Source organism: Stenotrophomonas sp. B2, from assembly GCF_014947095.1.
GTDB lineage: Bacteria > Pseudomonadota > Gammaproteobacteria > Xanthomonadales > Xanthomonadaceae > Stenotrophomonas > Stenotrophomonas maltophilia_P.
In genome coordinates this window covers 156,940-181,966 of record NZ_JADCQA010000002.1, presented here as the reverse complement: position 1 = coordinate 181,966, position 25,027 = coordinate 156,940, and the positions used below count along the sequence as shown (strand labels likewise).

At 69.0% G+C, this 25,027-nt stretch carries 20 protein-coding genes; 15 read left to right on the top strand and 5 right to left on the bottom strand.

Annotation, left to right across the window (positions count from 1 at the left end):
• Positions 1–33: 33 nt before the first annotated feature.
• Positions 34–648, bottom strand: coding sequence for a DUF938 domain-containing protein (locus IMX13_RS02805; protein WP_193395715.1), 615 nt, complete (start codon positions 646–648; stop codon positions 34–36).
• A 652-nt stretch (positions 649–1,300) separates the two neighbouring features.
• Here IMX13_RS02805 and IMX13_RS02800 point away from each other — a divergent pair.
• The 9 genes from IMX13_RS02800 to IMX13_RS02760 are packed head-to-tail and all read left to right on the top strand — an operon-like array spanning position 1,301 to position 13,683.
• Entirely contained in the window at positions 1,301–2,932 is a 1,632-nt protein-coding gene (locus IMX13_RS02800; protein WP_193395714.1) for a TldD/PmbA family protein, read from the top strand.
• A 28-nt stretch (positions 2,933–2,960) separates the two neighbouring features.
• Complete coding sequence (locus IMX13_RS02795) at positions 2,961–4,595, top strand: TldD/PmbA family protein (protein WP_074902370.1); 1,635 nt, start codon at positions 2,961–2,963, stop codon at positions 4,593–4,595.
• A gap of 21 nt (positions 4,596–4,616) precedes the next feature.
• Positions 4,617–5,951, top strand: coding sequence for a TldD/PmbA family protein (locus tag IMX13_RS02790; RefSeq protein ID WP_053515946.1), 1,335 nt, complete (start codon positions 4,617–4,619; stop codon positions 5,949–5,951).
• The gene (locus tag IMX13_RS02785) at positions 5,951–6,658 is read left to right on the top strand and encodes a DUF4159 domain-containing protein (protein ID WP_065174125.1); all 708 of its coding nucleotides are present in this window, start codon (positions 5,951–5,953) and stop codon (positions 6,656–6,658) included. The genes IMX13_RS02790 and IMX13_RS02785 overlap by 1 nt, the downstream gene beginning before the upstream one ends.
• Positions 6,659–6,671: 13 nt before the next feature.
• Positions 6,672–7,655, top strand: a complete 984-nt coding sequence (locus tag IMX13_RS02780; RefSeq protein ID WP_053515950.1) for a MoxR family ATPase — start codon at positions 6,672–6,674, stop codon at positions 7,653–7,655.
• A gap of 7 nt (positions 7,656–7,662) precedes the next feature.
• A complete protein-coding gene (locus tag IMX13_RS02775) occupies positions 7,663–8,556 on the top strand; it encodes a DUF58 domain-containing protein (RefSeq protein WP_193395713.1) in 894 nt (297 codons plus the stop codon).
• The gene (locus IMX13_RS02770) at positions 8,553–9,680 is read left to right on the top strand and encodes a BatA domain-containing protein (RefSeq protein WP_193395712.1); all 1,128 of its coding nucleotides are present in this window, start codon (positions 8,553–8,555) and stop codon (positions 9,678–9,680) included. Before IMX13_RS02775 ends, IMX13_RS02770 begins: the two co-directional genes overlap by 4 nt.
• Complete coding sequence (locus IMX13_RS02765; protein ID WP_193395711.1) at positions 9,677–11,857, top strand: hypothetical protein; 2,181 nt, start codon at positions 9,677–9,679, stop codon at positions 11,855–11,857. The genes IMX13_RS02770 and IMX13_RS02765 overlap by 4 nt, the downstream gene beginning before the upstream one ends.
• A complete protein-coding gene (locus tag IMX13_RS02760; protein WP_193395710.1) occupies positions 11,854–13,683 on the top strand; it encodes a hypothetical protein in 1,830 nt (609 codons plus the stop codon). The genes IMX13_RS02765 and IMX13_RS02760 overlap by 4 nt, the downstream gene beginning before the upstream one ends.
• Positions 13,684–13,701: 18 nt before the next feature.
• Here IMX13_RS02760 and IMX13_RS02755 read toward each other — a convergent pair whose 3' ends face one another.
• Complete coding sequence (locus IMX13_RS02755; RefSeq protein WP_193395709.1) at positions 13,702–14,220, bottom strand: hypothetical protein; 519 nt, start codon at positions 14,218–14,220, stop codon at positions 13,702–13,704.
• 304 nt (positions 14,221–14,524) lie between these two features.
• Here IMX13_RS02755 and IMX13_RS02750 point away from each other — a divergent pair, with 304 nt between their 5' ends.
• From IMX13_RS02750 to IMX13_RS02735, 4 genes are all read left to right on the top strand, one after another.
• On the top strand, positions 14,525–17,014 hold the full coding sequence (locus tag IMX13_RS02750; RefSeq protein WP_065182089.1) for a DEAD/DEAH box helicase: 2,490 nt from the start codon (positions 14,525–14,527) through the stop codon (positions 17,012–17,014).
• Positions 17,011–18,051 (top strand): ribonuclease H-like domain-containing protein, encoded by a 1,041-nt coding sequence (locus IMX13_RS02745; RefSeq protein ID WP_065174118.1) that lies wholly within the window; start codon positions 17,011–17,013, stop codon positions 18,049–18,051. Before IMX13_RS02750 ends, IMX13_RS02745 begins: the two co-directional genes overlap by 4 nt.
• Positions 18,052–18,183: 132 nt before the next feature.
• Complete coding sequence (locus tag IMX13_RS02740; RefSeq protein ID WP_193395708.1) at positions 18,184–20,313, top strand: DUF4132 domain-containing protein; 2,130 nt, start codon at positions 18,184–18,186, stop codon at positions 20,311–20,313.
• A 17-nt stretch (positions 20,314–20,330) separates the two neighbouring features.
• Positions 20,331–20,666, top strand: a complete 336-nt coding sequence (locus IMX13_RS02735; protein ID WP_193395707.1) for an I78 family peptidase inhibitor — start codon at positions 20,331–20,333, stop codon at positions 20,664–20,666.
• An 86-nt stretch (positions 20,667–20,752) separates the two neighbouring features.
• Here the strand turns inward: IMX13_RS02735 and IMX13_RS02730 are convergent, their stop codons facing one another.
• Positions 20,753–22,726 carry a M56 family metallopeptidase gene (locus IMX13_RS02730; RefSeq protein ID WP_193395706.1) on the bottom strand — a complete coding sequence of 658 codons (1,974 nt, stop codon included), beginning with the start codon at positions 22,724–22,726 and terminating at the stop codon, positions 20,753–20,755.
• Between the two features lie 3 nt (positions 22,727–22,729).
• Positions 22,730–23,116 carry a BlaI/MecI/CopY family transcriptional regulator gene (locus tag IMX13_RS02725; protein WP_053515971.1) on the bottom strand — a complete coding sequence of 129 codons (387 nt, stop codon included), beginning with the start codon at positions 23,114–23,116 and terminating at the stop codon, positions 22,730–22,732.
• Positions 23,117–23,358: 242 nt separating this feature from the next.
• Between IMX13_RS02725 and IMX13_RS02720 the strand changes: the two genes are divergently transcribed.
• Positions 23,359–23,790 (top strand): Rap1a/Tai family immunity protein, encoded by a 432-nt coding sequence (locus IMX13_RS02720; RefSeq protein WP_193395705.1) that lies wholly within the window; start codon positions 23,359–23,361, stop codon positions 23,788–23,790.
• Between the two features lie 2 nt (positions 23,791–23,792).
• Entirely contained in the window at positions 23,793–24,245 is a 453-nt protein-coding gene (locus IMX13_RS02715) for a hypothetical protein (protein ID WP_128987667.1), read from the top strand.
• Between the two features lie 9 nt (positions 24,246–24,254).
• Here the strand turns inward: IMX13_RS02715 and IMX13_RS02710 are convergent, their stop codons facing one another.
• Positions 24,255–24,881, bottom strand: a complete 627-nt coding sequence (locus tag IMX13_RS02710; RefSeq protein WP_193395704.1) for a hypothetical protein — start codon at positions 24,879–24,881, stop codon at positions 24,255–24,257.
• Positions 24,882–25,027 lie beyond the last annotated feature (146 nt).

Below are 25,027 nucleotides of genomic sequence, written 5' to 3'. Positions count from 1 at the left end.
GCAGCGCCGGCCACCGTCAGCCGCGGCGGTTGCCTAGCCCAACCGCCACACCAACAGGCGGTTGTTGGCCGGCATCGCCACATCGCGCAGGCGGGTGAAGCCGCTTTCCGCGGCCAGCGCCTGCACGGCCTCCGCATCGCGGATGCCGCTGCGCGGATCCCGCGCCTTCAGCCACTCATCGAACCGCGCATTGCTGTCACTGGTGTAGCGGCCGCCGTAGTTGAAGGGGCCATACACCGCCAGCAGTGCGCCGTGTCGCAGCACCGACGGCAACGCGGCAAACAGCGCCTGCACGTGCTCCCAGCTCATGATGTGCAGCGTATTGGCACTGAATGCGGCGTCGAACAGGCTGCCCACCGGCAGCGACAGCCCTGCTGCCGGTGCCAGTTCCACCTGCAGCGCCACCGGCGGCAGCAGGTTCAGCAGTGCCGCCTCGGCGCGCCACGCCTCGATACCCGGCAGATGATCCGGGTGGTCGCTGGGCTGCCAGCGCAGCCAGGGCCAGCGTTCGGCGAAGAACATGGCGTGCTGGCCGGTGCCGCTGCCGATCTCCAGTACCCGGTGGCGGTCGCCCATCCACGGATCGAGCGCGGCAGCGATCGGTTCGCGGTTGCGTTCGCAGGCTTCTGAATACGGCTTGCTCGACATCGGGACGGCATCCGGACGGGGTCGGGCCATTGTGCACGAGGGAGGGTGTCCGGCAGGGCTGCGCCCTGCACCCACCGAAGCAACATCAACGTCAAAAGCGGGATTCCGTGGGATGGCGGGGCACTGTGGGTTTGCGGGGGCGCCGTGAACCCGTCCATGGGGGCTTGGTCGCCGCATCCATGCGGCTCACACCCCGCAAACCCACAGCGCCCCGCCTTCGACAGTTGGCCGCGATCTGTCGGAAATACTCTTGGGGTCAGATCCGTTTTCCGCAGGAGAACGGATCTGACCCCGGAATTTGATTCGATATCCAACAGCTTTCATCCACGCATGACGTGGATCTGCTGGCCACCGGCCAACTGTCGAAGGCGGGGTGGGTCCGGTTGCGGGGGCGTGAGCGCCATGGATGGCGCGACCGAGGCTACAGGGACGTATTCACGCCGTCCCCCGCAACCGGACCCACCCCTCCATCCCACGGAATGCCCGCTTTTGACGTTGACGTTGATTCCAGCAGGTGCAGGGCGGCAAGCCCTGCCGCGCCCCACCCATGACTGCAGTCACTTGTGCTGATTGCCCTCCGCTGGCGAAAGTCGAGCAGTTGACGTGATCGGCTTGGCCCGTTGCCGGCCGCACGCGAGTGAGAGAGAGCGCTGTGCAACGACGTGAGTTCCTGGCTTTATCCGGTCTGGGCATGGCCGGCCTGCTGCTGCCGCACGCGCGGTTGATCGCCGCCGAGCAGCTGCTCGAACCGGGCGACGTGGCCCGCAGGAAGGTACTGGCCGAGGCTGCGCTGGCCGCTGCCAAGCGGGCCGGGGCGACCTACTGTGACGTGCGCATCGGCCGCTACCTCAACCAGGCCGTGATCACCCGCGAGGCGCGGGTGCAGAACGTCACCAACAGCGAGTCGTCCGGAATCGGCATCCGGGTCATCGTCAACGGTGCATGGGGCTTCGCCGCCACCCGCGAGCAGACCCCCGCCGCGGTCCTGGCCGCCGTCGGGCAGGCCGCCGCCATCGCACGCGCCAACGCCCCCCTGCAGAGCCGGCCGGTGCAGCTGGCACCGGTCACCGGCGTCGGCGATGTGAGCTGGAAGACCCCGATCCGCAAGAACGCGATGGCAGTGCCGATCCAGGACAAGGTCGACCTGCTGCTGAGCCTGAATGCGGCGGCGATGAACGCCGGTGCCGACTACATCAATTCCACCCTGTTCCTGGTCAACGAGCAGAAGTACTTCGCCTCCAGCGACGGCTCGTTCATCGACCAGGACATCCATCGCATCTGGCTGCCCTTCACGGCCACCGCCATCGACAAGGCCACCGGCAAGTTCCGCACCCGCGCCGGTCTGTCCTCGCCGATGGGCATGGGCTACGAGTTCCTCGATGGCGACGCGCACGGCAAGGTGCAGCTGCCCGGCGGCATCACCGCCTACCGCGACTCCTACGATCCGGTTGAAGATGCGATGGCAGCGGCGCGGCATGCGCGCGAGAAGCTGAAGGCGCCGTCGGTGAAGCCCGGCAAGTACGATCTGGTACTGGATCCCTCCAACCTGTTCCTGACCATCCACGAGAACGTCGGCCATCCGTTGGAGCTGGACCGCGTGCTGGGCTACGAGGCCAACTACGCCGGCACCAGCTTCGCCACCCTGGACAAGCGCGATGCTGGCTTCCGCTGGGGCAGCGACATCGTCAACTTCTTTGCCGACAAGACCCAACCGGGCAGCCTCGGTGCCGTCGGCTATGACGACGAGGGCGTCAAGACGCTGCGCTGGGACCTGGTCCGCGACGGCATCCTGGTCGATTACCAGGCCACGCGCGATGAGGCACACATCCTCGGCCGCGATGCGTCGCATGGCTGCAGCTACGCCGATTCCTGGTCCAGCGTGCAGTTCCAGCGCATGGCCAATGTCTCACTGGCGCCGGGCAAGCAGCCACTGAGCGTGGAGGACATGATCAAGGACGTGGAGAACGGCATCTACATCCACGGCCGTGGTTCCTATTCCATCGACCAGCAGCGCTACAACGCGCAGTTCGGCGGCCAGCTGTACTACCAGATCAAGGACGGAAAGATCGCCGGCATGGTCGAGGACGCGGCCTACCAGATCCGCACGCCGGAGTTCTGGAACGCCTGTACGGCCATCTGCGACGAACGCGACTTCCGCCTTGGCGGCTCGTTCTTCGACGGCAAGGGCCAGCCGGGCCAGGTCTCGGCGGTGTCGCACGGTTCGTCCACCACCCGCTTCAACGGCATCAACATCATCAACACCGCGCGCAGTCTCGGCGCTTGAGCCACCCCATCGTTCATGGAGAGCAGCCTTGCACAGACGTGACTTCCTGGCCCTGACCGGGCTTACCGCGGGCGGCCTGATCGTGCCGTCCTTCTTCGGCAAAGTGATCGCCGCCGAGCAGCTGCAGTCCAGCCTTGACCCCGCGCTGAAGAAGCGCCTGGCCGATGCTGCCCTGCAGGCCGCCCGCAGTGCCGGCGCCACCTACTGCGACGTGCGCATCGGCCGCTATCTGCGGCAGTTCGTGATAACCCGCGAAGACAAGGTGCAGAACGTGGTGAACACCGAGTCCACCGGTGTGGGCATCCGCGTGATCGTCAACGGTGCCTGGGGCTTCGCCGCCACCAACGCATTGGGCACTGCCGACGTGGCCAGGGCCGCCCAGCAGGCTGCGGCCATCGCCAAGGCCAACGCAGGCGTGCAGAGCGCGCCGGTGCAGCTGGCCAGCACGCCCGGCGTGGGCGAGGTCAGCTGGCGCACGCCGATCCGCAAGAATGCGATGGAGGTGCCGATCAAGGAGAAGGTCGACCTGCTGCTGGACGTCAATGCCGCAGCGATCGGCGCCGGTGCCAGCTTCGTCAATTCGATGCTGTTCCTGGTCAATGAACAGAAGTACTTCGCGTCCACCGATGGCTCCTACATCGACCAGGACGTGCACCGCATCTGGGCACCGATGACCGTCACCGCCATCGACAAGACCAGTGGCAAGTTCCGCACCCGCGAAGGCCTGTCTGCGCCGATGGGCCTGGGTTACGAGTATCTGGACGGCGCCGCCGCCGGCAAGGTCGTCAGCCCCAACGGCGTGGTCAACTACAGCTCCTCCTACGACATGAAGGAGGACGCCATCGCGGCCGCCAAGCAGGCGCAGGAGAAACTGAAGGCGCCGTCGGTGAAGCCGGGCAAGTACGACCTGGTACTGGACCCGTCGCACACCTGGCTGACCATTCACGAGTCGATCGGCCATCCGCTGGAGCTGGACCGCGTGCTCGGCTACGAGGCCAACTACGCCGGCACCAGCTTCGCCACCCTGGACAAGCGCGAGCAGCGCTTCCAGTACGGCAGCGAGCTGGTGAACGTGTTCGCCGACAAGACCCAGCCGGGCAGCCTCGGCGCGGTCGCGTACGACGATGAAGGCGTGAAGTGCAAGCGCTGGGACCTGATCAGCAACGGCAAGCTGGTCGACTACCAGACCATCCGCGACCAGGCCCACATCCTCGGCAAGACCGAGTCCGATGGCTGCTGCTATGCCGACTCGTGGTCCAGCGTGCAGTTCCAGCGCATGGCCAACGTGTCGATGGCACCGGGAAAGACGCCGCTGAGCGTGCCGGACCTGATCAAGGACGTGGAGAACGGCATCTACATCATCGGCGACGGCTCGTTCTCGATCGACCAGCAGCGCTACAACGCCCAGTTCGGCGGCCAGCTGTTCTACGAGATCAAGAACGGCCAGATCACCCGCATGCTGGAGGACGTGGCCTACCAGATCCGCACGCCGGAGTTCTGGAACGCCTGCACCGCCGTGGCCGACGAACGTGATTACCGCCTGGGCGGCTCGTTCTTCGACGGCAAGGGCCAGCCGGGCCAGGTCTCGGCGGTTTCGCACGGCTCGTCGACCGCACGCTTCAACGGCATCAATGTCATCAACACCGCACGCAGCCTCGGCTGACCGGTCAGGAGCCCTTACACCATGAGTATCTTCACCGAAGCCCAGGCCAAGGCCATCCTCGACAAGGTCATCGCCCTGTCCAAGGCCGATGAATGCACCGCCGTGCTGGCGGGATCGATCGCCGGCAACATCCGTTTCGCCCTGAACAACGTTTCCACCAGCGGCATCGTGGACAACACCGAGCTTGCCGTTACCGTGGCCTTCGGCAAGCGAGTGGGCACCGCCTCGATCAACGAGTTCGACGACGCCGCACTGGAACGCGTGGTGCGCCGCGCCGAGGATCTGGCCCGCCTGGCACCGGAGAACCCGGAGTTCATGCCCGCCATCGGCAAGCAGACCTACCGGCCGAGCCCGACCTTCAGCGAGTCCACCGCCGCCATCGATCCGGCATTCCGCGCCAAGGTGGCCGCCGATTCGATCGCGCCCTGCCGTGGCAACGGACTGATTGCCGCAGGCTTCCTTGAAGATGGCCAGGGCTTCTACGCCACTGCCAACAGCAACGGCAACTTCGGTTACCAGCGCACCACCAACTTCGACTACACCTGCACCGTGCGTACCGAGGACGGCCGCGGATCGGGCTGGGTCGGCCGCAACCTGAAGGACGCGGCGGACTTCAAGGCCGACCAGGATGTCCGCATCGCCATGCGCAAGGCCACCGAGTCGGCCGAAGCCAAGGCGCTGGAGCCGGGCAAGTACACGGTCATCCTGGAGCCGGCCGCGGCCGCAGGCCTGATCAGCTTCATGATGAATTTCTTCAGTGCGCGCTCGGCCGACGAAGGCCGCAGCTTCCTGTCGAAGAAGGGCGGCGGCAACAAGCTCGGTGAGCAGGTCTACGACCCGCGCGTGAACATGTATGCCGATCCGTGGCACCCGGAAGCGCCGGTGCTGCCGTGGGACAACGAGGGCATGCCGCGCGAGCGCCTGGCCATCATCGAGAACGGCAAGGTGGCCAACCTGGACTACTCGCGCTTCTGGGCGCAGAAGCAGGGCAAGACCGCCAAGGCCACGCCGGGCAACCTGCTGATGAGCGGCGGCGAGAAGAGCACCGCCGAGCTGGTGCGTGGCACCCAGAAGGGCATCCTGGTCACCCGCACCTGGTACATCCGCATGGTCGATCCGCAGACCGTGCTGCTGACCGGCCTGACCCGTGACGGCACCTTCTACATCGAGAACGGCCAGATCAAGCACCCGGTGAAGAACTTCCGCTTCAACGAATCGCCGGTGATCATGCTCAACAACATCGAAGAGCTGGGCAAGCCGGTGCGCGTGGCCGGCGACGAGTCGAGCTTCGTGATGATGATCCCGCCGATGAAGCTGCGCGATTTCACCTTCACCTCGTTGTCCGACGCCGTCTGATGGATCGCCGGGCCTGCCTGCGCTGGTTGGCTGCTGCCGCTTCGGCGGCCGCGCTTCCGGCCTGGGCACAGGCAGGCCCGCGCAGTTCGCGCTACGACTTCTGGTTCACCCGCCTGCAGTACGACTCGGGCGACTGGGACGTGGACGCGCGCATGCCGTCCAACCTGATCACTTCGCTGATCGACTACACCTCGCTGCGCGTGGACCCGCAGGAACACGTGGTGGCACTGGCCGACCCACGCATGCTGGAAGCCCCCTTCTGCTACCTGGCCGGGCACACGCTGGTGGAATTCAACGCGGCCGAGCGGCAGAACTTCGTGCGCTACGTGCGCAACGGAGGCTTCGTCTTCGTCGATGACTGCAACCATGACATCGATGGCCTGTTCGCAACCTCCTTCGAGGCGCAGATGGGCCGCCTGTTCGGGCCCAGGGCGCTGCAGAAGCTGCCCAACAGCCACGCGCTGTACCGCAGCTTCTTCCGCTTCCCCGATGGACCACCGGCCACCAGCTTCGAGTTGAACGGCTGGGGCGACGATCTGGTGCACGACTATCTGAAGGGCATCGAGGTCGATGGCCGCCTGGGCGTGCTGTACAGCAACAAGGATTATGGCTGCGAGTGGGATTACGACTGGCGCAACAAGCGCTTCCTGGCCGAGGACAACACGCGCTTCGGCGTCAACATCGTGATGTACGCATTGAACAATTGAGTGAGAGCCCCCCATGACCCGCCCTGATCTCGATTCCCTGCTGCCGCGCCTGCACGATCTGCGCGCCGCCCTGGCCCGTGCCGTGGTCGGCCAGCACACGGTGGTCGAGCAGCTGCTGATCGGACTGCTGGCCGGCGGCCACTGCCTGCTGGAAGGCGCGCCCGGCCTGGGCAAGACCCTGCTGGTGCGTTCGCTGGGGCAGGCGCTGGAGCTGCAGTTCCGACGCGTGCAGTTCACGCCGGACCTGATGCCCAGCGACATTCTGGGTACCGAGCTGCTGGAGGAAGATCACGGCACCGGCCATCGTCATTTCCGCTTCCAGCAGGGGCCGGTCTTCACCAATCTGCTGCTGGCGGATGAGCTCAACCGCACGCCACCCAAGACCCAGGCCGCGCTGCTGGAAGCCATGCAGGAACGCACCGTCAGCTATGCCGGCACCACCTATGCGCTGCCCGCGCCGTTCTTCGTGCTGGCCACGCAGAATCCGATCGAACAGGCCGGTACCTATCCGCTGCCGGAGGCCCAGCTGGACCGCTTCCTGCTGCACGTCCTGGTCGATTACCCCAGCGAGGCCGAGGAGCGCCAGATCCTGGAACAGACCACCGGCGGTGCCGGCGAGGCGGTGCCGAAGGTGATGGACGCCGCCGCGGTCATCGCCCTGCAGGCGGCAGTGCGCCAGGTGCACGTCAGCCCCGATGTGCTGGCCTGGATCACGCGGCTGGTGCGTGCCAGCCGACCCGGGCCGGAAGCGCCCGCGGCGATCAACCAGTGGGTGAAGTGGGGTGCGGGACCACGCGCCGGACAGTCGCTGGTGCTCGCGGCCAAGGCGCGCGCGTTGCTGCAGGGCCGCTTCGCCGCCACCCGCGAGGACGTGCAGGCCCTGGCTGCACCGGTGATGCGCCACCGCCTGCTGCTGTCGTTCGCCGCCGAAGCCGAACAGAAGCGCGCCGACGACGTGGTCGCCGCCCTGCTGCACGCCGTGCCGTTCCCGGGGTGATCCACGCGTGAGTGCTGGCACGCTGGTCCTGCCTCCCGAACTGCGAGCGCGCCTGCGCGCACTGCGGTTGCGGCCACGTCTGGCCAGCGGCGCGAGCGGCATCGGCCAGCACGCGAGCCGCAGTCGTGGCGCCGGCCTGGAATTCGCCCAGTACCGCGCCTACGAACCCGGCGATGAACTGCGCCAGATCGACTGGAAACTGTACGCGCGCTCGGACCGCTTCTTCGTGCGCGAGTCGGAGCGCGAAAGCCCGATCACGGTATGGCTGCTGCTCGATGCCACCGCATCGGCCGGCCAGTCCGACCGTGGCGCGCCGGCACGCAGCCGCCTGGATCACATGCGCATGCTGGCCGCCTGTGTCTGCGAGCTGGCACTGCAGCAGGGCGATCATTTCGGCCTGCTGACCGTCACCGGCGACGGCCTGCAGCTGGTACCCGCAGCGCAGGGCGCACGCCAGCGCGACCGCGTGCACCTGCAACTGCATGCCCTGCAGCCACGAGGCGGCTGGCCCGCCCGTGAAACGCTGCGCCCGCTGTGGGAGCGCATTCGCCCGGGCGACCTGCTGCTGGCCATCGGCGATGGCTTTGATGATGCCGGCATCGTGCTACTGGAGCAGCTGGCCAGTGCACGCCGCGAGGTACTGCTGCTGCAGGTGCTGACCGCCGACGAGCGCGACTTCCCGTTCGATGCCGGCCATCGGTTCCGCGACCCTGAAACCGGCGAGGAACTGCTCGGCGATGGCGCGGCGATCCGCGCCGACTACCTGCAGCGTTTCACCGCTGCACACACGGCACTGCACCTGCGGCTGCAGGCCAGTGGAATCGCCAGTGCCACCGGCTGGCTCGATCAACCGGTGGACCAGCCGCTGCAGGCGCTGTTCGGCCGCGGGGGCGGCGCGTGAGCCTGCTGTTTCCGCTCGGGCTGGCCGCACTGGCGGCGTGGCTGCTGCCGCTGCTGATCCATCTCGCGCGTCGCCATCCCTACACGCCGTTGGACTTCGCCGCGCTGCGCTGGCTGCGTGCACGGATCCGCCCGCGCCAGCGCGTCCGCTTCGATGACTGGCCGCTGCTGCTGGTGCGGTTGCTGCTGCTTGCCGCGCTGGCCGTGCTGCTGGCGCGGCCGGCATTGACCGGACCGGCGCCGGCTACCGGCGCATGGACGGTCGTCGCACCCGGTCTGGATGCGACCGCGCTGCATGCCGGCGCTCCTGCCGGCGACGACAACTGGCGCTGGCTTGCGCCCGGATTCCCCACCATCGACCAGCCACCACCGGCCACGGATGTGGCCCTGCCCAGCCTGCTGCGCGAACTGGATGCGCAGCTGCCGACCGGCACCGCGCTGACCGTGCACGTGCCCGATCCGCTGCCCGGCCTCGACGGCATGCGCCTGCAACTCTCGCGGGCGGTGCAATGGCAGACACATCCGCGTGCGACCGCCGCAACGGCCGCGGCCGCCCCGCTGCCGCAACTGCGAATGCACGCTGATGCCCCGGCCGCGGCACAGCGCTGGCTGGCTGCGCTGCAGCGCGCATGGGGCACCCGATCACCCGCGCCCGCCTTGCCTGCGGATGCGCTGCCCGCTTCGGGTGAAGTCGGTGTCTGGAGCCGCGCCGATGCGCTGCCCGCTCACTGGCAGGCATGGCTGCAGGACGGTGGCAGCGTGCTGACCGCCGCCCGGCCAGCAGCGGATGCACGCGCGCTGCTGCGCGACGCCGAAGGCGCCACGCTGCTGTGGCAGCAGCGCGTTGGCCACGGCCGCCTGCTGTTCCTGCCCGGCGAATGGAACGCCGCAGGCAATGCCGCGCTGCGCGATGCCCGCCTGCCGCACACCCTGCTGCAGGCGTTGCAACCCGCGCCGCCGCCGCGCTCAGGCGATGCGCAGGATCACGCACCGCGCCAGGTCGCCCTGCCGGCTGCCACGCCTGCCGTGCGTGAGCCCACCGCCTGGCTGCTGCTGGCCATCGTGTTGTTGTTTGCACTGGAGCGCTGGATGGCCAGCAGCGCGCGGCGGAGGCTGCCCGCATGACGATGCTGCAACGCGCCTGGCAGCGCGCACGGCGCCGCAGCGGCGCCATCACTCTGCTGCTGGGACTGCCGTGGGCGCTGGCCACGACCACACTTGCACTGCGCCTGGGCGGTTTCGATATCGCCTGCATCGTTGCGACGGCCACTCTGCTCGCCTGCACGGTGCTGGCCACGGTCCGTGCCCGCCGCTTGGACCGCCACTGGGTGCAGCGCCGGCTTGACGGCAGCGGAGCCAGCGAAGACAGCGCCGACCTGCTGTTCGCCGATCCTGCCGCACTCAATCCGCTGCAGCAGCGCCAGCGCGACCATGTGCAGGCCGCGCTCGAACGCGCCATGCCGGAACTGCGTCCGCGCTGGCCGCGCGGCGCGTTGCTGCTGTGCTGGGTCGGGGGGATCGCCGTCGCACTGCTTGCGTTGGGCTGGCCACGTTCCGGTCCGTCCACGCCAGGGGTGTCCTCGTCGCGCCCCGCTGCCCCGGCCGCTGCGGGCCCGTTGCAGCTGCAGTCCACCCGCCTGCGCATCGAGGCTCCGGCCTATACGGGTCAACCACCCCGTAACCAGAATGCACTCGATGCCAAGGTCGCCGCCGACAGCCGCCTGTCCTGGTCGCTGCGCTTTGATCGTGCGCCCCGCAGCGCATGGCTGCAGTTCCACGATGGCCGGCGCGTACCGCTGAACGAGCGCGACGGCCACTGGCAGGCGCAGGATGTGGCCCGTGCACCGGTGCTGTACCGCGTGGTCAGCGAACCGGCACTGGCCACGACACGCCTGTACCGCCTGGACGTGGTGGCGGACCGCGCCCCGACCGTACGCGTGCTGGAGCCCGCTGCCAGCCTGGTACTGGGCACGCCCGGGCAGCGCCAGTGGGCACTGCGCTTCGAGGCCAGCGACGATCACGGCGTGGCCACGCAGGCCCGCCTGTCGATCACCCTCACCCAGGGCAGCGGCGAGAACATCACCTTCGTCCAGCGCAGCGTGACGCTCACCGGCAGTGGCGAAGCAACAGCGCGACGGTTCGCTCACACGCTGGATCTGGGTGCACTGGGAGCGCAGCCCGGCAACGATGTGATCGCCCAGCTGGAGGTGCGCGACAACCATGCCCCGACACCCCAGACCGGCCGCAGCAGCAGCGTGATCCTGCGCCTGCCCAGCAGCGAGGCGGTGCTGGGCGCCGAGCTGGAAGGCCGCATCAAGAAGACCCTGCCGGCCTACTTCCGCAGCCAACGGCAGATCATCCTCGATGCGGAGGCGCTGATCCGCCAGCGGCGCAGCCTGGCCGCCGATGACTTCGTCAAGCGCAGCGACGCCATCGGCGTCGACCAGCGCATCCTGCGCCTGCGCTACGGCCAGTTCCTTGGTGAAGAGAGCGAAGGCGCACCGAAGCCGCCGCCGACCAGCGACCTGCCCACCAGTGACATCCCCACCGCAGACGACCACGACGGCGATCACGACCATGATCACGACCACGCGGCGCAGCCGCAGGCCGGCGACCACGATGCGCATGGCCACGACCACGGCGGCAACGCAGGCAACGCCGATACGCCACCGGTGTTCGGCAGCGCCACGGACGTGCTGACCGAGTATGGCCACACGCACGACCACGCCGAGGCGGCGACCCTGCTCGATCCGCAGACCCGCGCGACGTTGAAGGCGGCACTCGACCAGATGTGGGCCTCCGAAGGCGAGCTGCGCCAGGGGCGCCCGGAGCAGGCGCTGCCCTACGCCTACAAGGCATTGGGATTCATCAAGCAGGTCCAGCAGGCCGAACGCATCTACCTGGCCCGCGTCGGCCCGGAACTGCCGCCGATCGATGAGGGCCGGCGCCTGGGCGGCGACCGCGCCGGGCTGGCCAGCCGACAGCTGCCACTGACGGCACGCACGGCACCGGACCCGGCCATCGTCGAGGCCTGGCAGCGACTGGGCGACGGCGACGGCACGCCGGATCTGGACGCGCTGGCGGGCTGGCAGCAGCGCAATGCGACCTACCTACCCGACGCGCTCGACCTGGCGGCCGCCATCGAACAGCTGCGCATCGAGCCAGGCTGTGCCGACTGCCGGCAGCGCCTGCGGTCACAGCTGTGGAGGGCGCTGCAGCGCCCCGTGCCGCAGGCCACACGCCGCAGCGCGGGCGATGCAATGGGGCAACGATACCTGGATGCACTGGAGGCGCAGCCATGAATCTGTCGGCACCGTCTCTGTGGGTCGCGCTTGTCCTGGTGCTGATCGTGTTCGTCGCCAGCGCGCGCCAGCTGCGCGCACCGATGCGACCGCGTGGCCCGCTGTTGGCGGTGCTCGGCCTGCAGGTCATCGCCGCTGCACTGCTGTACGCATGCCTGCTGCCGCCCGCACGGCAGCAGCCCGCTGCGGGCCTGGTGGTGCTGGGTGCCGATGCCGGAAGAGCCAGCGCGCAGCCGGCAAGCGAGGGACCGCTCCTCCTGCTGCCCGAAGCCGCCCAGGTGCCGGGTGCGAAGCGCGTGCCGGACCTGGCGACGGCGCTGCGCCAGCATCCCTCGACGCGGCTGACCCTGGTCGGCGCCGGCCTGGAGGCACGCGACCGCGACGCCACGCTGCCCGCGCAGGTCCAGTGGCAGGCACCGCCCGCCCCTCGCGGCTGGACCGCGCTGCAGCTGCCCGCGGATGTCGCCCCTGGCGCGCGCTTCGACGTGCAGGCGCAGGCCCGCGGCGTCCCCCGCGCACAGGCTGAGCTGCTGGACCCGGCTGACACGGTGATCGACCGCGCCCCGCTGACCGAGGACGGACGGGTACGACTGAGTGGCGTGGCCCGTGCCGAAGGCCGCAGCGTGTTCCGCCTGCGCCTGCTGGATGGCGAAGGCCATGTCGTCGATACCGTTCCGGTACCCCAGCAGACCCTGCCGGCCACGCGGGTCCGCCTGCAGATCCGCGCCGGCACGCCGGGACCCGAACTGAAATACCTGCGACGCTGGGCCACCGATGCCGGCATCGACGTGCAGATGCAGGCCGACACGGGCGCCGGCCTGAGCATCAGCGAAGGTCAGGTCGGTCTGGACGCGGCATCATTGGCGCGCACCGACCTGCTGCTGCTGGACGAGCGCAGCCTGGCCACGCTGGGGAGTGGCCAGCTCGCAGCGGTGCGCCAGGCCATGCACGAGGGCCTGGGTGTGCTGGTCCGCAGTGCCGGCGTGCCATCGGCCGGAGCGCGGCAACGCCTGCGTGAGCTCGGCCTGCCCGTGCAGGGCGATGGCGCCAGCCGCAGCGTCACGCTGCCCGGCGATGGTGACAGCGCGATGCTGGCAGCCCGACGCGGTCCGCTGGCGTCGGGCACGCTGCCTACCCGCGATGGCGAAGAGGCTGATCGCGATTCGCATGCCGCCGCGCTGCCCACCTTGGAACAGCTTGCGCTGCAGGTGCCTGCCACCACCGCGCTGCTGCACGACCGCAGCGGCGCTGCCATCGGAGGCTGGCGCGATGCCGGCAAGGGTCGCATCGGCCTGCTGCCGCTGACCGACACGTGGCGCTGGGTGCTGGCCGGCCGCGACGATCGCCATGGCGAGCTGTGGAGCGATGTGGTCGGCACCCTGGCGCGCGCGCAGGGCGGCAGCACCGCGCCGTGGTCGCCGCAGCCGATTGCGTGGGCCGGGGAACGACAGGCCCTGTGCGATGTGCAGGCGCCGTTGCAGGTGTTCGATGCACGGGGCGCGTCGGTGGCGCTGATCGTGGACGGCGGCACCGGCAGCGCACGCTGCGCCGGCTGGTGGCCACGCGAGGCCGGTTGGCACCGGCTGCAGCAGGGCGAACGCTCCTACTGGCGCTATGTGTTCGACAGGACGGATGCAGCGGCGCTGCACCGGCAGGGAATGATCGATGCGACGGCGCAGGCCCTGGCCACCTCCGCACCGGTCAAGGCACAGGCGACACAGCCCGTGCCGGGATCACGCTGGCCATGGTGGCTGGCCTTCGTGCTGTGTGCCTCGCTGCTGTGGTGGCTGGAACGGCGGCCGCCTGGCGTTGCCCGTACGGCATAGCTCCCCCCCATCCTTCGCTCACTTCAGCGGCGGTGCACCACCGCAACCCTCCTGCTGCGCACAGAACTGCAGCGCGCGACGCTGCTGTTCCGCGCTCAGTTCCGGCGGTGGCCGTGCGATGGCGGACTGGATCTGATCCGGCCCCCCGGTGATCTTGTTCAAGCCCTTGCCCGCCGCCAGCAAGCCCTTGACCACGCCCATCATCACGTAGCCGCCGGCCATGCTTACCTGCTCGGGCGTCGGCGGTTCACTCCAGTTGCGGCTGAAGCGGTTGTTCTCGATCTTCACCGGGTTCCTGAAGCGGTACAGATCCGGTGGCTGATCGTCTTCAGGCTTCAGCGCGCGCACTTCGCCGAGGGTGGTGACGTTGCCCTGCGCGGGCGTGCCTTCGGGGGTCACGACAGGCTCCGGCGGTGCGGCGACGGTCTGCCCGGGTTCGGGCACCACCGATACGGGTGATGGCGCCTGCTGCGCCTGCGCGGTACCGGCCAGCACAAGGCCGGCCAGAAGTGCTCCCTGCGTTGCTCGTCGTGCCACCCCTACCGCCCCTGTTGGTTGCGTCCTTTGCCTGAGGATACGGATGGCGGCTTCAGATTTCGTTGGAACGGCGCGCGCTGTTCAGCCCGCGCTGAAATGGACTGCACGTCCGCGCCCGCGAGGTGCACCTGTCATTTGTTCGAGGCGGGCCAGCCCGTTGTTCCGGCGCACGCGGCAGGCGTTTCACTGGATTCGACGTCCGGCTGCCGCCCGCGCACTGAACGGTTCACTCCGTCCCGCTGCGGGGTCTCACATCCTGAGACCCATCTGTGTTGCCATGTGCCCCCCTGGAATCCGTGCACCCATGGCCTACGAACTCGCCAAGCGCACCGCCGACGCGGAGCAGCAACTCGCGACCCGCGACGGTCTGCCCGCCCGCGACGGTGCCCTGCTCAGCGCGCGCCTGCAGCGCCGCTACCACGACCGCATCACCGGCAGCTTTGCCATCCCCGGCCGCGAGGGCCGCTATGCGCCCATTCCGGAATCGGTACCGCCGGCCCTTGCCGCCGCATTGAAGGCACGTGGCATCGAACAGCTGTACAGCCACCAGGCCGAGGCCTGGGAGGCCAGCCAGCGCGGCGAGCATGTGGCCATCGTTACCCCGACCGCCAGCGGCAAGTCGCTGTGCTACACCCTGCCGGTGGTCAGCGCGGCCATGCAGGACAACGCCAAGGCGCTGTACCTGTTCCCCACCAAGGCGCTGGCGCAGGACCAGGTGGCCGAACTGCTGGAGCTCAACCGCGCCGGCGATCTCGGGGTGAAGGCGTTCACCTTCGATGGCGACACGCCCGGGGACGCGCGGCAGGCGATCCGCCTGCATGGCGACATCGTGGTATCCAATCCCGACATGCTGCACCAGGCGATCCTGCCGCATCACACCAAGTGGGCGCAGTTCTTCGAGAACCTGCGCTACATCGTCATCGACGAAGTGCATACCTACCGCGGCGTGTTCGGCAGCCATGTCACCAACGTACTGCGCCGGCTCAAGCGCATCTGTGCGTTCTATGGCGTGCAACCCCAGTTCATCCTGTGCTCGGCCACCATCGGCAATCCGCAGGCACATGCCGAGGCCCTGATCGAAGCACCGGTCACCGCCATCACCGAGTCCGGTGCGCCCAGCGGACCGAAGCAGGTGCTGTTGTGGAACCCACCGGTCATCAACCCGGACCTGGGCCTGCGTGCATCGGCGCGTTCGCAGAGCAACCGCATCGCCCGCATCGCGATCAAGTCCGGCCTCAAGACCCTGGTGTTCGCGCAGACGCGGCTGATGGTCGAAGTCCTCACCAAGTACCTGAAGGACATCTTCGACCACGATCCGCGCAAGCCACCGCGCATACGCGCCTATCGCGGCGGTTACCTGCCCACCGAGCGTCGCGAGACCGAACGCGCCATGCGCGCGGGCAGCATCGATGGCATCGTCAGCACCTCGGCGCTGGAGCTGGGCGTGGATATCGGCAGCCTGGACGTGGTGATCCTCAACGGCTATCCGGGCAGCGTGGCCGCCACCTGGCAGCGTTTCGGCCGCGCCGGACGCCGCCAGCAGCCCGCGCTGGGCGTGATGGTGGCCAGTTCGCAGCCACTGGACCAGTACGTGGTACGCCATCCGGACTTCTTCGCCGAAGCCTCGCCCGAACATGCGCGCATCGCCCCGGACCAGCCACTGATCCTGTTCGACCACATCCGCTGCGCGGCATTCGAGCTGCCGTTCCGGGTCGGCGATGGCTTCGGCCCGATCGATCCGGAGGTGTTCCTGGAAGCCCTGGCCGAGACCGACGTGGTCCATCGCGAAGGCGAGCGCTGGGAGTGGATTGCCGACAGCTATCCGGCCAACGCGGTGAGCCTGCGCGCGGTGGCCGACGGCAACTTCGTGGTGGTCGACCGCAGCGACGGCCGCCAGCAGATCATCGCCGAGGTCGATTACTCCGCCGCCGCGCTGACCCTGTACGAGGGCGCCATCCACATGGTGCAGTCCACGCCGTACCAGGTGGAGACGCTGGACTGGGAGGGGCGCAAGGCCTACGTCACCCGCACCCACGTGGACTACTACACCGACAGCATCGACTTCACCAAGCTCAAGGTGCTGGATCGTTTCGACGGCGGCGTGGCCGGGCGCGGCGATTCGCACCACGGCGAGGTGCACGTGGTGCGCCGCGTGGCCGGCTACAAGAAGATCCGGTACTACACCCACGAGAACATCGGCTACGGCCCGGTCAACCTGCCCGACCAGGAACTGCACACCACCGCAGTGTGGTGGCAGCTCCCGCAGGCGCTGCTGCTGCGTGCGTTCGCCAGCCGGCAGGACGCGCTGGATGGCTTCCTGGGTGCCGCCTACGCGCTGCACATCGTCGCTACGGTGGCGGTGATGGCCGACGCACGCGATCTGCAGAAGTCGGTCGGCAATGGCGACGGTGCATGGTTCGCGGTCGCCGACCAGAGCGGCCGCGGCCAGCTGCGCGGCAGCGATGGCGATCCGGGCGCGGTCGAGCTGCTGCAGGTGTTCGTGCCGACCGTCTACCTGTACGACAACTTCCCGGGTGGCGTCGGCCTGAGCGAACCCCTGTGGCAGCGCCAGGCGGAGCTGGTGCAGCGCGCGCGCGAACTCGTGCAGCGCTGCGACTGCACGGCGGGCTGTCCGGCCTGCGTCGGCCCGGTACTGGCGGCGCAGGAGGAGGACGAGACCTCGCCGCGCGCACTGGCATTGCGCGTGCTGGACCTGTTCGATGCCGACGCCTGCCAGCACGTGCCCGATGCGGTGCCCGCCACCCGTGGCGCCGTGGAGCTGCTGGCACCGTGAGCCTGAGCCTGGACAAGCTGCGTCTGCTGCGGAAGCAGGCGGGCGACCCGAAGGCCGGGCCGCCGGCTGTCACGGCGGCGGCGCCCGCAGCGGTCGTCCCGGCAGCGGCCAATGATGCACGGCAGCCACCGGCCGAACGCTCGGTATTCGCCTGGGTTGAACAGGAGATCCGCCACAAGCCGACCGGCCCGGCCGTCATGACACCCGCCCCCACCACGCCACCGTTGCGGCAGCCCCACGTCGGCAGCCTGCATCGCCTGCTGGGATTGCGCACACGCGGCAGCGCAGCGCCCCTGCACGCGACCGCACAGGACCGGCGGCTGCCGGGCGAGGAGATCGCGCCAGGCCTGTTCCTGATCGAATCCCTGCAGCCGCAGCCGGTTCCGAAGGTTCCCCTGTCGCTGGCGTTCGCCCGGCGCGAGAACGAGCACGTGGCCGCGCACGACCTGCTGTTCTTCGATACCGAGACCACCGGGCTGGCCGGCGGCACCGGTACCCGCGCCTTCATGATCGGTGCTGCCGACTGGTACACCTGCCCGCAGCGCGGCGAAGGCCTGCGCATCCGCCAGTTGCTGATATCGACGATGGCCGCCGAAGAGGCGATGCTGGCCACCTTCGCCGGCTGGCTGCAGCCCTCCACGGTGTTCTGCAGCTACAACGGCCGCAGCTACGATGCGCCCCTGCTGAAGGCGCGCTACCGGCTGGCGCGCCAACGCGACCCGATCAGTGCCCTGGACCATGTCGACCTGCTGTATCCGACCCGCCGCCGCTATCGCGGCACCTGGGAGAACTGCAGGCTGTCCACCATCGAGCGCCAGCTGCTGCGCGTGATCCGCGAAGACGATCTGCCGGGATCGGAGGCACCGGGCGCGTGGCTGCGGTTCCTGCGCGGCGGCGACGCGGTGAACCTGCGCCGGGTGGCCGATCACAATCACCAGGACGTGGTGACCCTGGCCCTGCTGCTGCAGCGGCTGGTCCGCGAGGAAGCACAGGAGCGCGAACTGCTCGCCCTGCAGGCGCCGCCCGGCATGGCCTGAGCCGGGTCCTGTGTGTTCGCGGACGGTGTCACTTTATGACTGAATGCGATGGGGTTGGCAGAATGATGCCCTGCCGCTGGACCCCCAGGCGGCCCCGCCGGAGACTGGCGCGGCTCACGACACGGAGGTTCCATGAGCACCCAGGTCCCGGGCTCCCAGCTGCGCTCCCTTGCTGCCCTGCTGGCCGGCACGGAGGCGGCCGGTACGCTGGCCGGATTCCATGGCGAGGACCAGGCGGCGCTGCTGGCCCGGCTGGATGACGGGCAACTGGCCAGCCTGCTGCCGATGGCCCTGGGGTGCGACGGCCTGCCGCTCACGGATAGCGCGCGCCAGTGGGCGCACCGCATTCTCGACGCCGACGCGCAGCGGCAGCCCCGTCTTACCGTTGCGATCTGCGCCGCTGCACTGCTGCGCTTGTCCCGGCGCAGCACCGGTACACGGTCGGGCGCGCTTCGTCCGGTCGACGGCGTGGCCCTGCTTGCGCGCTGCACCGAGCCCGGCCACGAGCGGCTGCAGGCGCCCGCGCTGGCATTGCTGCAGCACTGCGGCCTGCACGCCGGGGCAAGCGTCGAAGCCGGCAGCGATGCACTGTCGCTGCTGGCATTGGCGCGCTGTGCCGGTGCCGACGGCAGCGGAACGCTGGCCTCGCTGCTGGACGGCTGCAGCGTGCACCCGCTGCTGCGTGATGAGCTGCGCCTGGTGGCGCACTGGCCGTTGCAGGACCTGTTGCGCCATGCCCGCATCGCCGAGCTGTACCCCACCGAGGCCGACATCGATCCGGCACCCGCCGATCTGCAGCCACTGAGCGAACACGACACCTACCTGCAGTTCGCCGAGCACGCATTGCAGCAGGCAGCGCAGCGCCTGCAGGCGATCCACAGTGGCCAGGCGCCCTACATCGCTGACCGTGCCTTCAGCATCGCCGAAGCCGGTGTGCTCTGGCGTGCCACGCGCGCGGCACTGGAATGCGATGCGCCCTGGCTGCGGCCCTTGCTGGCGCAGGTGCTGCCACCGGTGTGCGTTGCCCCGACCGCCGCCCGGACCCTGCCCTCGCAATCGGTGGCTGTGGCGCTGGCCAAGGCGGTCAATGCGATGCCCACCCCCGAGGCCATCGCCGCGCTGGCGCTGGCGCGGTCGCAGGTGCGCCATGCCGGTATCGCGCGGAAGCTGGACCGCCATCTGGCCGCCGCCGAACGCCGCCTCGCACAGCGCCCGCAACTGCTGCTGCGCCTGCCGGTCATTGCCGCCGGCAGGCGCTCACTGGCCAGCCTGGCCCGTGCCCTGGAGGCCACGTTCGTGCTGGGCGGCGAGTGGGCACTGCAGGACTGGCGCGACGCGTGCCGGCAACCGGCATTGGCCACCCTGCTGCAGGGCCTGGTCTGGCAGCTCGCCGATGCGCGCGGGCACTGGATCGATGCGATGCCGGTGGACGGCGCAGAGGCGTTCGCCGATGCGCATGGCATCGTGGTCGCGTTGCAGGGCCGCAACCGCCTGCGCCTGTGGCATCCCGCCCGCAGCCAACCCCATCTGCGCGCCGCCTGGCGCGCGCGGCTGATCGAGCAGCGCTGCCGGCAACCGCTTCGCCAGGTGTTCCGCGAACACTATCTGGACGCCCGCGGCGAACCCGCCGATACCGCTGCATTCAATGGGCTGACGCTGTCGGTGGCGACCTTGGCCGGGCTGGCCCGTCGGCAAGGCTGGCACGGCGATGACGGCGGCCAGCTGATGTTGGCCAAAGGCCCGTGGCGGATCGGCTGGCAGCTGTCAGCACCGCTGTCGCATGGCCTTGCCGGTGAGATCCGCAGCGGCCGCGTGCAGTTCCAGCGGCAGCATCGCGACGCGTGGCAACCGGTGCAGGCGCGCGAGCTGCCCGCAGTGGTGGCGTCCGAACTGCTGCGCGAACTCGACCTGCTGGCCAGTACCTGCGCATGCGGTGGCGAGGGCATGCCACTGCCGCCGGCCCGCATGGTCCGCTTGCGCGGGCGAACCCTGGAGCATCTGCTGGCCGCTCATCCGCAGCGTGACCTGATGACCTTCCAGCGCCGCCATGTGCAGGTCGGCCACTACAGGCTGCACCTGGCCACCGCCCGCGCCAGCCTTGCCGGGCAGACGCTGGCCTTGCCGGACCTGCCGGCGCGGCCACGCCGCTGGCTGCCTTACGACGACGCCGTGCTGGCGCAGCTGCTGGGCCGCATCGAACAGCTCGCCGAACGGGTATTGACGCCCCCTGAAGCCCCGATCGATGAGACTGTCGGCTCCTGATGCGTGGAGGATCCGCGATGCGTTCCAGTCTCTGGTTGATGCTCGGTTGTACCCTGCCGCTGGCCGCCTGCAGCCATGCGGGCGGCAGTGCAGGCAGTGGCAGCAGCAGCGATCCTGCACCCCGGCCTCCGCATGTCGCAGGAAGCCCGCAGCGATGCAACCCGGAAAAGCTGGAGGGGCTGGCAGGCAGGGCCGCCGACGAGGCCACGGTGAAGCAGGTGGTTGAAGCCAGTGGTGCACGCACGGCGCGGCTGGTGAAGCCCGGCATGGCGGTGACCATGGATTTCCGCGAGGACCGGGTCACCATCGAGGTCGACGCGCAGAACCGGATCGTGCGCGCCAACTGCGGTTGAGCCGCTAACACCGGGCATGGCCCGGCGGTTTCCATCCGCATGCCCGGCGCTGGGCACGCCGGGCATGGCCCGGCGCTACCGCCGCTTCACAGCTGCTGGGCCTTGCCATTGGCCAGCGCACGGGCGATCACCTGCTGCGCCTGTCGCGAGGCCCGCTCGTGCAGGCGTGCCTGGCGTTCGCCGAGCGCGGCCTGCTGGCTGCCCAGCGCCGCCTGGCGGCTGGCCAGCGCGGCCTGCTCTCCGGCCAGCCGACCCATCTCGCTGCTCCGCCCCGACTGGCGTTCGTCATCACGAGCAGCCTGAAGGGCGCGCCGCGCTTCAGCGGCGGCCTGCCGCGCGAGCGCTGCATCGTCGACCGAGTCACGCGCGGCCCTGGCCGCTTCGGCCGCCGCTTCACGATTGATGTCATGGGCAGCCATCGCACTGCGCGCAGTGCGCATCGCATCCTGCGCGATCTGGCGTGCATGTTCGCTCTGCAACCGGCCCAGTTCGCCCTGCCGGCGGCCGAGCTCGCCCTGCTGGCGACCCAGCACGCTCTGCTGGCGTCCCAGTTCGCCCTGCTGACGGCCCAGTTCCGCCGCGCCGGCATAGGCACGTTGCAGTGACTGCACCAGCATCGGATCACGCACCACGTAGCGCTTGTCACCCTGGCGGAACCACAGTGCCGGTCCCTTGCCGAGCTGCCTGCGGGCCTGCGCCACGTCATCGATGCCGCCATTGGCGAAGGTCGAATCCCCATCCACCAGCACATAGGCCTGGCGCGGCGACTCGCCCAGATCCAACGTCCCGTAGGTGGTGATGGAGGTGCCGGTAGAGGTCATGCCGTCATGGTCCTCGTCCACGTCGGTCCCATCGTCGAAGGCCCCCACATCGGCATCATCGGGTCCGGTCACATCGTCCGGCCCGGTCACGTCAGCCGGCGGCGCGGGGGGAACCGGCACGGCCGGCAGGTGCGCCGACGCTGCCGGCGCCGGCGGTGCCTTCGGAGCCGGCGGCGGCGACAGGGGCTTCGGGGCCGCCGGCGGTGCGGGAGGCGCCGGCGGCACCGGCGCTGCGACCAGTCGCATGGGTGCCACACCCACCACCAGCACCACGGCCGTCAGGGCAACCGCGAGCACGCGCGGGCAGGCTTTGCGCGGCTGCAGCGAGAGCAGCCGGCGCTTGAGGCTGGTCGTGTCCGGCGCGGCACTGGCCACCCCCAGGTGCGGCTGCGGTGCAACGCCCAGCTGCAGCAGCAGACGCCCGTACGCGTGGCGACTGGCCCCATGCTGGCCCACCACCGCCTCATCCACCGCTTCTTCCCGGGCCTGGGCGTACTCACGCACAGACAGCCGCAGCAGCGGGTGGAAGAAGAACAGGTGCTGCGCCAGTGCCGGCAACAATCCCCACTGCAGGTCACGGCGCTGCAGGTGCTGCAGTTCATGGGTCAATGCCAGGTCCAGCGCGTCGCCCTGCAGTGCAGTGGCGCCGGCCGGCAGCAGCAGCACCGGGCGCAGCGGCCCGACCAGCTGCGGCGCATCGATCTGTGCGCTCATCCACAGGCGCGGCGGGCGGCGAAGTCCATGCGCGTCGGCGGCCAGGTGCAGCGCCTGCACCAGCGCCGCGTCCTCGCAGGGATACGCGGCGGCCAGCAGCGCGCGGCAACGCCGCCACTCCGCCAGGGTGCGCCAGGCCATCAGCAGGACACCGGAGGCCCACAGCGCGGCCAGTGCAAGCGCCCACCACGCTGTTGCGGGCGTCGCCACGACCTCCACCGGCATCGTGGCCAGCAGCTGCGCGGAGCCTTCCGCAGACAGCGGATAGACCACATCGGCGGCGATATCGGCAGCGGTCATCGCCACCGACGGCGACGCGGGCAACCAGGGCAGCTGCACCGGCTGGCTCCACACCAGGCCGAGCACGGCCTGCAACGAAACCAGCCACCACAACCGACAACGCGTGGCGGCCGACAGCGACGGCATCAGCCGGCACACGGCATACACCAGCGCCACCAGCAGCACGGTCTGCAGGCTGGTCCAGCCCAGCCGTTCCAGCATCGGGATCAGCATCGTGGTGTCCATGGCTCAGCCCTCGTGGCGACGCGATTGGAGCTGGGCGACCAGCGCTTCCAGCTCGGCCAGCTCGTTGTCGCTGACCTGCTGGCGCTGCGAAAGATAGGCCACGAACGGCGACACCGAGCCCTGCAGGGTGTTGTCGACGAACTGGGCCACCGCACCCTGCAGCACGCTGTCAGGGCCACGGGTGGCCTGGTAGCGGTACAGGCCTTCGTGCTGCCGTCGCTGCAGGTACCCCTTGGTGCGCAGCCGCTCCATCATCGTCAGCACGGTGGAACGGGCCAGCCCGCGCGCCTCGCCATAGCCGCTGGCGACCTCGCCGACACTGGCCGGCGCATGTTCATCGATGTACTGCAGCAGGGCCAGCTCCTGGTCCCCGATGGTTTTGCCGCGCATGACAGGCTCCCTTGACTACACGTGTCGTCACTGTCGGCGTGACGACACCTGTAGTCAACCCCCCGGAAGTCATGGGCCGACGAACGGTAGGGGGCAAGCGCAGCATCCCCGTCTCCTCTCCGTGCACGGCGTTTCCTGGCGCCCCCTTCCGCCGGGCTCGTGCATCCCGGTCGGGCAGGCCGATCCGATAGAGTTGGCGCTGGCGACGAGCCTTCTCTTCTCCATCTTCAGGAATCGCATGCATGCGTACTCCGGTTGGCCGCTGGCTGCGGCGGCCTTCAACAGCCTCCTTCCTTGCGGCGTGCCTGTCCGCCGCTCTGCCCGCGCATGCGGCAGACGCAGGCAATGCACTTTCCAGTGGCCGCGCACTGCTGGAGCGAATCACAGGCAACGAGGAGGGGCGTGAGTGCAGCGACGCACTGTGCCGCGCTCGCGCGGTGTCCTGGGCCCAGGGTTACATCGCGGCAGTCGCCGACAGCAGCGCCGGGCAATGGTGTGGACGAGCCACGGTCCTGCCCCATGAGCTTGTGGATCGCGTGTACAGCCACCTGAAGGCGCTTCCGCGCGCCCGCCTCGAGGAAGACGCATCGACGCTGACGCGGGAAGCGCTGGTTCACTCTTTCCCGTGTTCCCATGCGGCTCCATCGAGCAACAGCAGACCTGCCCAGGAGTGATGATGCCCCGATCCTTGATCAGTGCGTTCGCATTGCTTGTGCTGCACATTCCCGCCTCACATGCGTGGGAGTGCGAGACGGATCCTGCGAAGTTCAGGTTCACATCGGACTCGCCTTCCACGTTCAACCTGGGTGAGCGGGAGGAAGTGGACAGGGCCTACGCCGCCCTGGCCAAGCACCTGCAACCGCTGCAGGGCTATCGGGCACCGAGGATCTTCTATTCAAAGGGCTTCAGCGCGATCCGGGAACATGACTGCAAGGCCGGAAAGTGCACCGCCATGGAGGTGCTGGAAGGCCTCCAGGAATGCGGCGCAGGCGGAATGAGCAGGCAGGATGCCTGTTACCCGTTGGCAGTCGTGCATGAAGGCAGGCTCTATTGCCTTCTGTACCCTGGCCAGAAGGACTTCGATCCTTCCAGGCCGTTTACACCCTATGTGCCCTTCAACAATAGCTGATGCGCGGGATCAGTCCCGCAGATCCTGCAGCTGATCGCGCGGGAAGAAGTCCGGATCGTCCTGTCCATCCAGCATCGCCTCGACCCGTTCGTCGAACTCGCGGGCGGCGGCAGCGGAGGCGTCGGGCCCCAGGAATGCGGAGTGTCCGTTTCCAGCAAGCCCAAGCGCGGCGACCGTTCTCCGTTCGCCGTCCTCGCCCCACAGATAGTCGTGGACAACGACCAGGCCGGCATCGTCCGTGGCCAGGAACTCGGCTGCGCTGCGCCCCAGGGCCAGAAAGAACAGGATGTCGTAGAGACTCTCCGAATAGGTCAACGACCCGGCAACGAAGTGTCTTCCCTGATGGTCATAGGCCGCAATCTTGATGTTCTCCGCCTCTGCCGATCCCAGCACGAACTCCAGTGCCGCGCGGTTGTCCCGATGGCGCGCCAACATCGCGTTGCAGTCTGAAATGAGTGTCTGCAGACCCGGCGCATCCGGGTCGGAAAGATCCCCGCCTCCGGGAAGACTCCACTGCCCGCCGATGGAGCGCCAGTCCGACCAGCGGGACACGTCCGGCGGTGCTGCCGCAAGCCACCGCGCAAGATCTGCGCGTGACATGCTCAATCTGAGAAAAGCCGAGTACGGTTCGGACATCGCCGCCCTTCCTCCTGTGCATGGGTCTGCGTTGCGTGCAGCGGACAGACTGTAGCAAGTCCGGCAGCAGGCATCCTCCGTTCGCTGTCAGTATCGGCATCACTGCCATCAGGGTGGACTGCCGGCTCCGCTGGAATGTCCTCCCT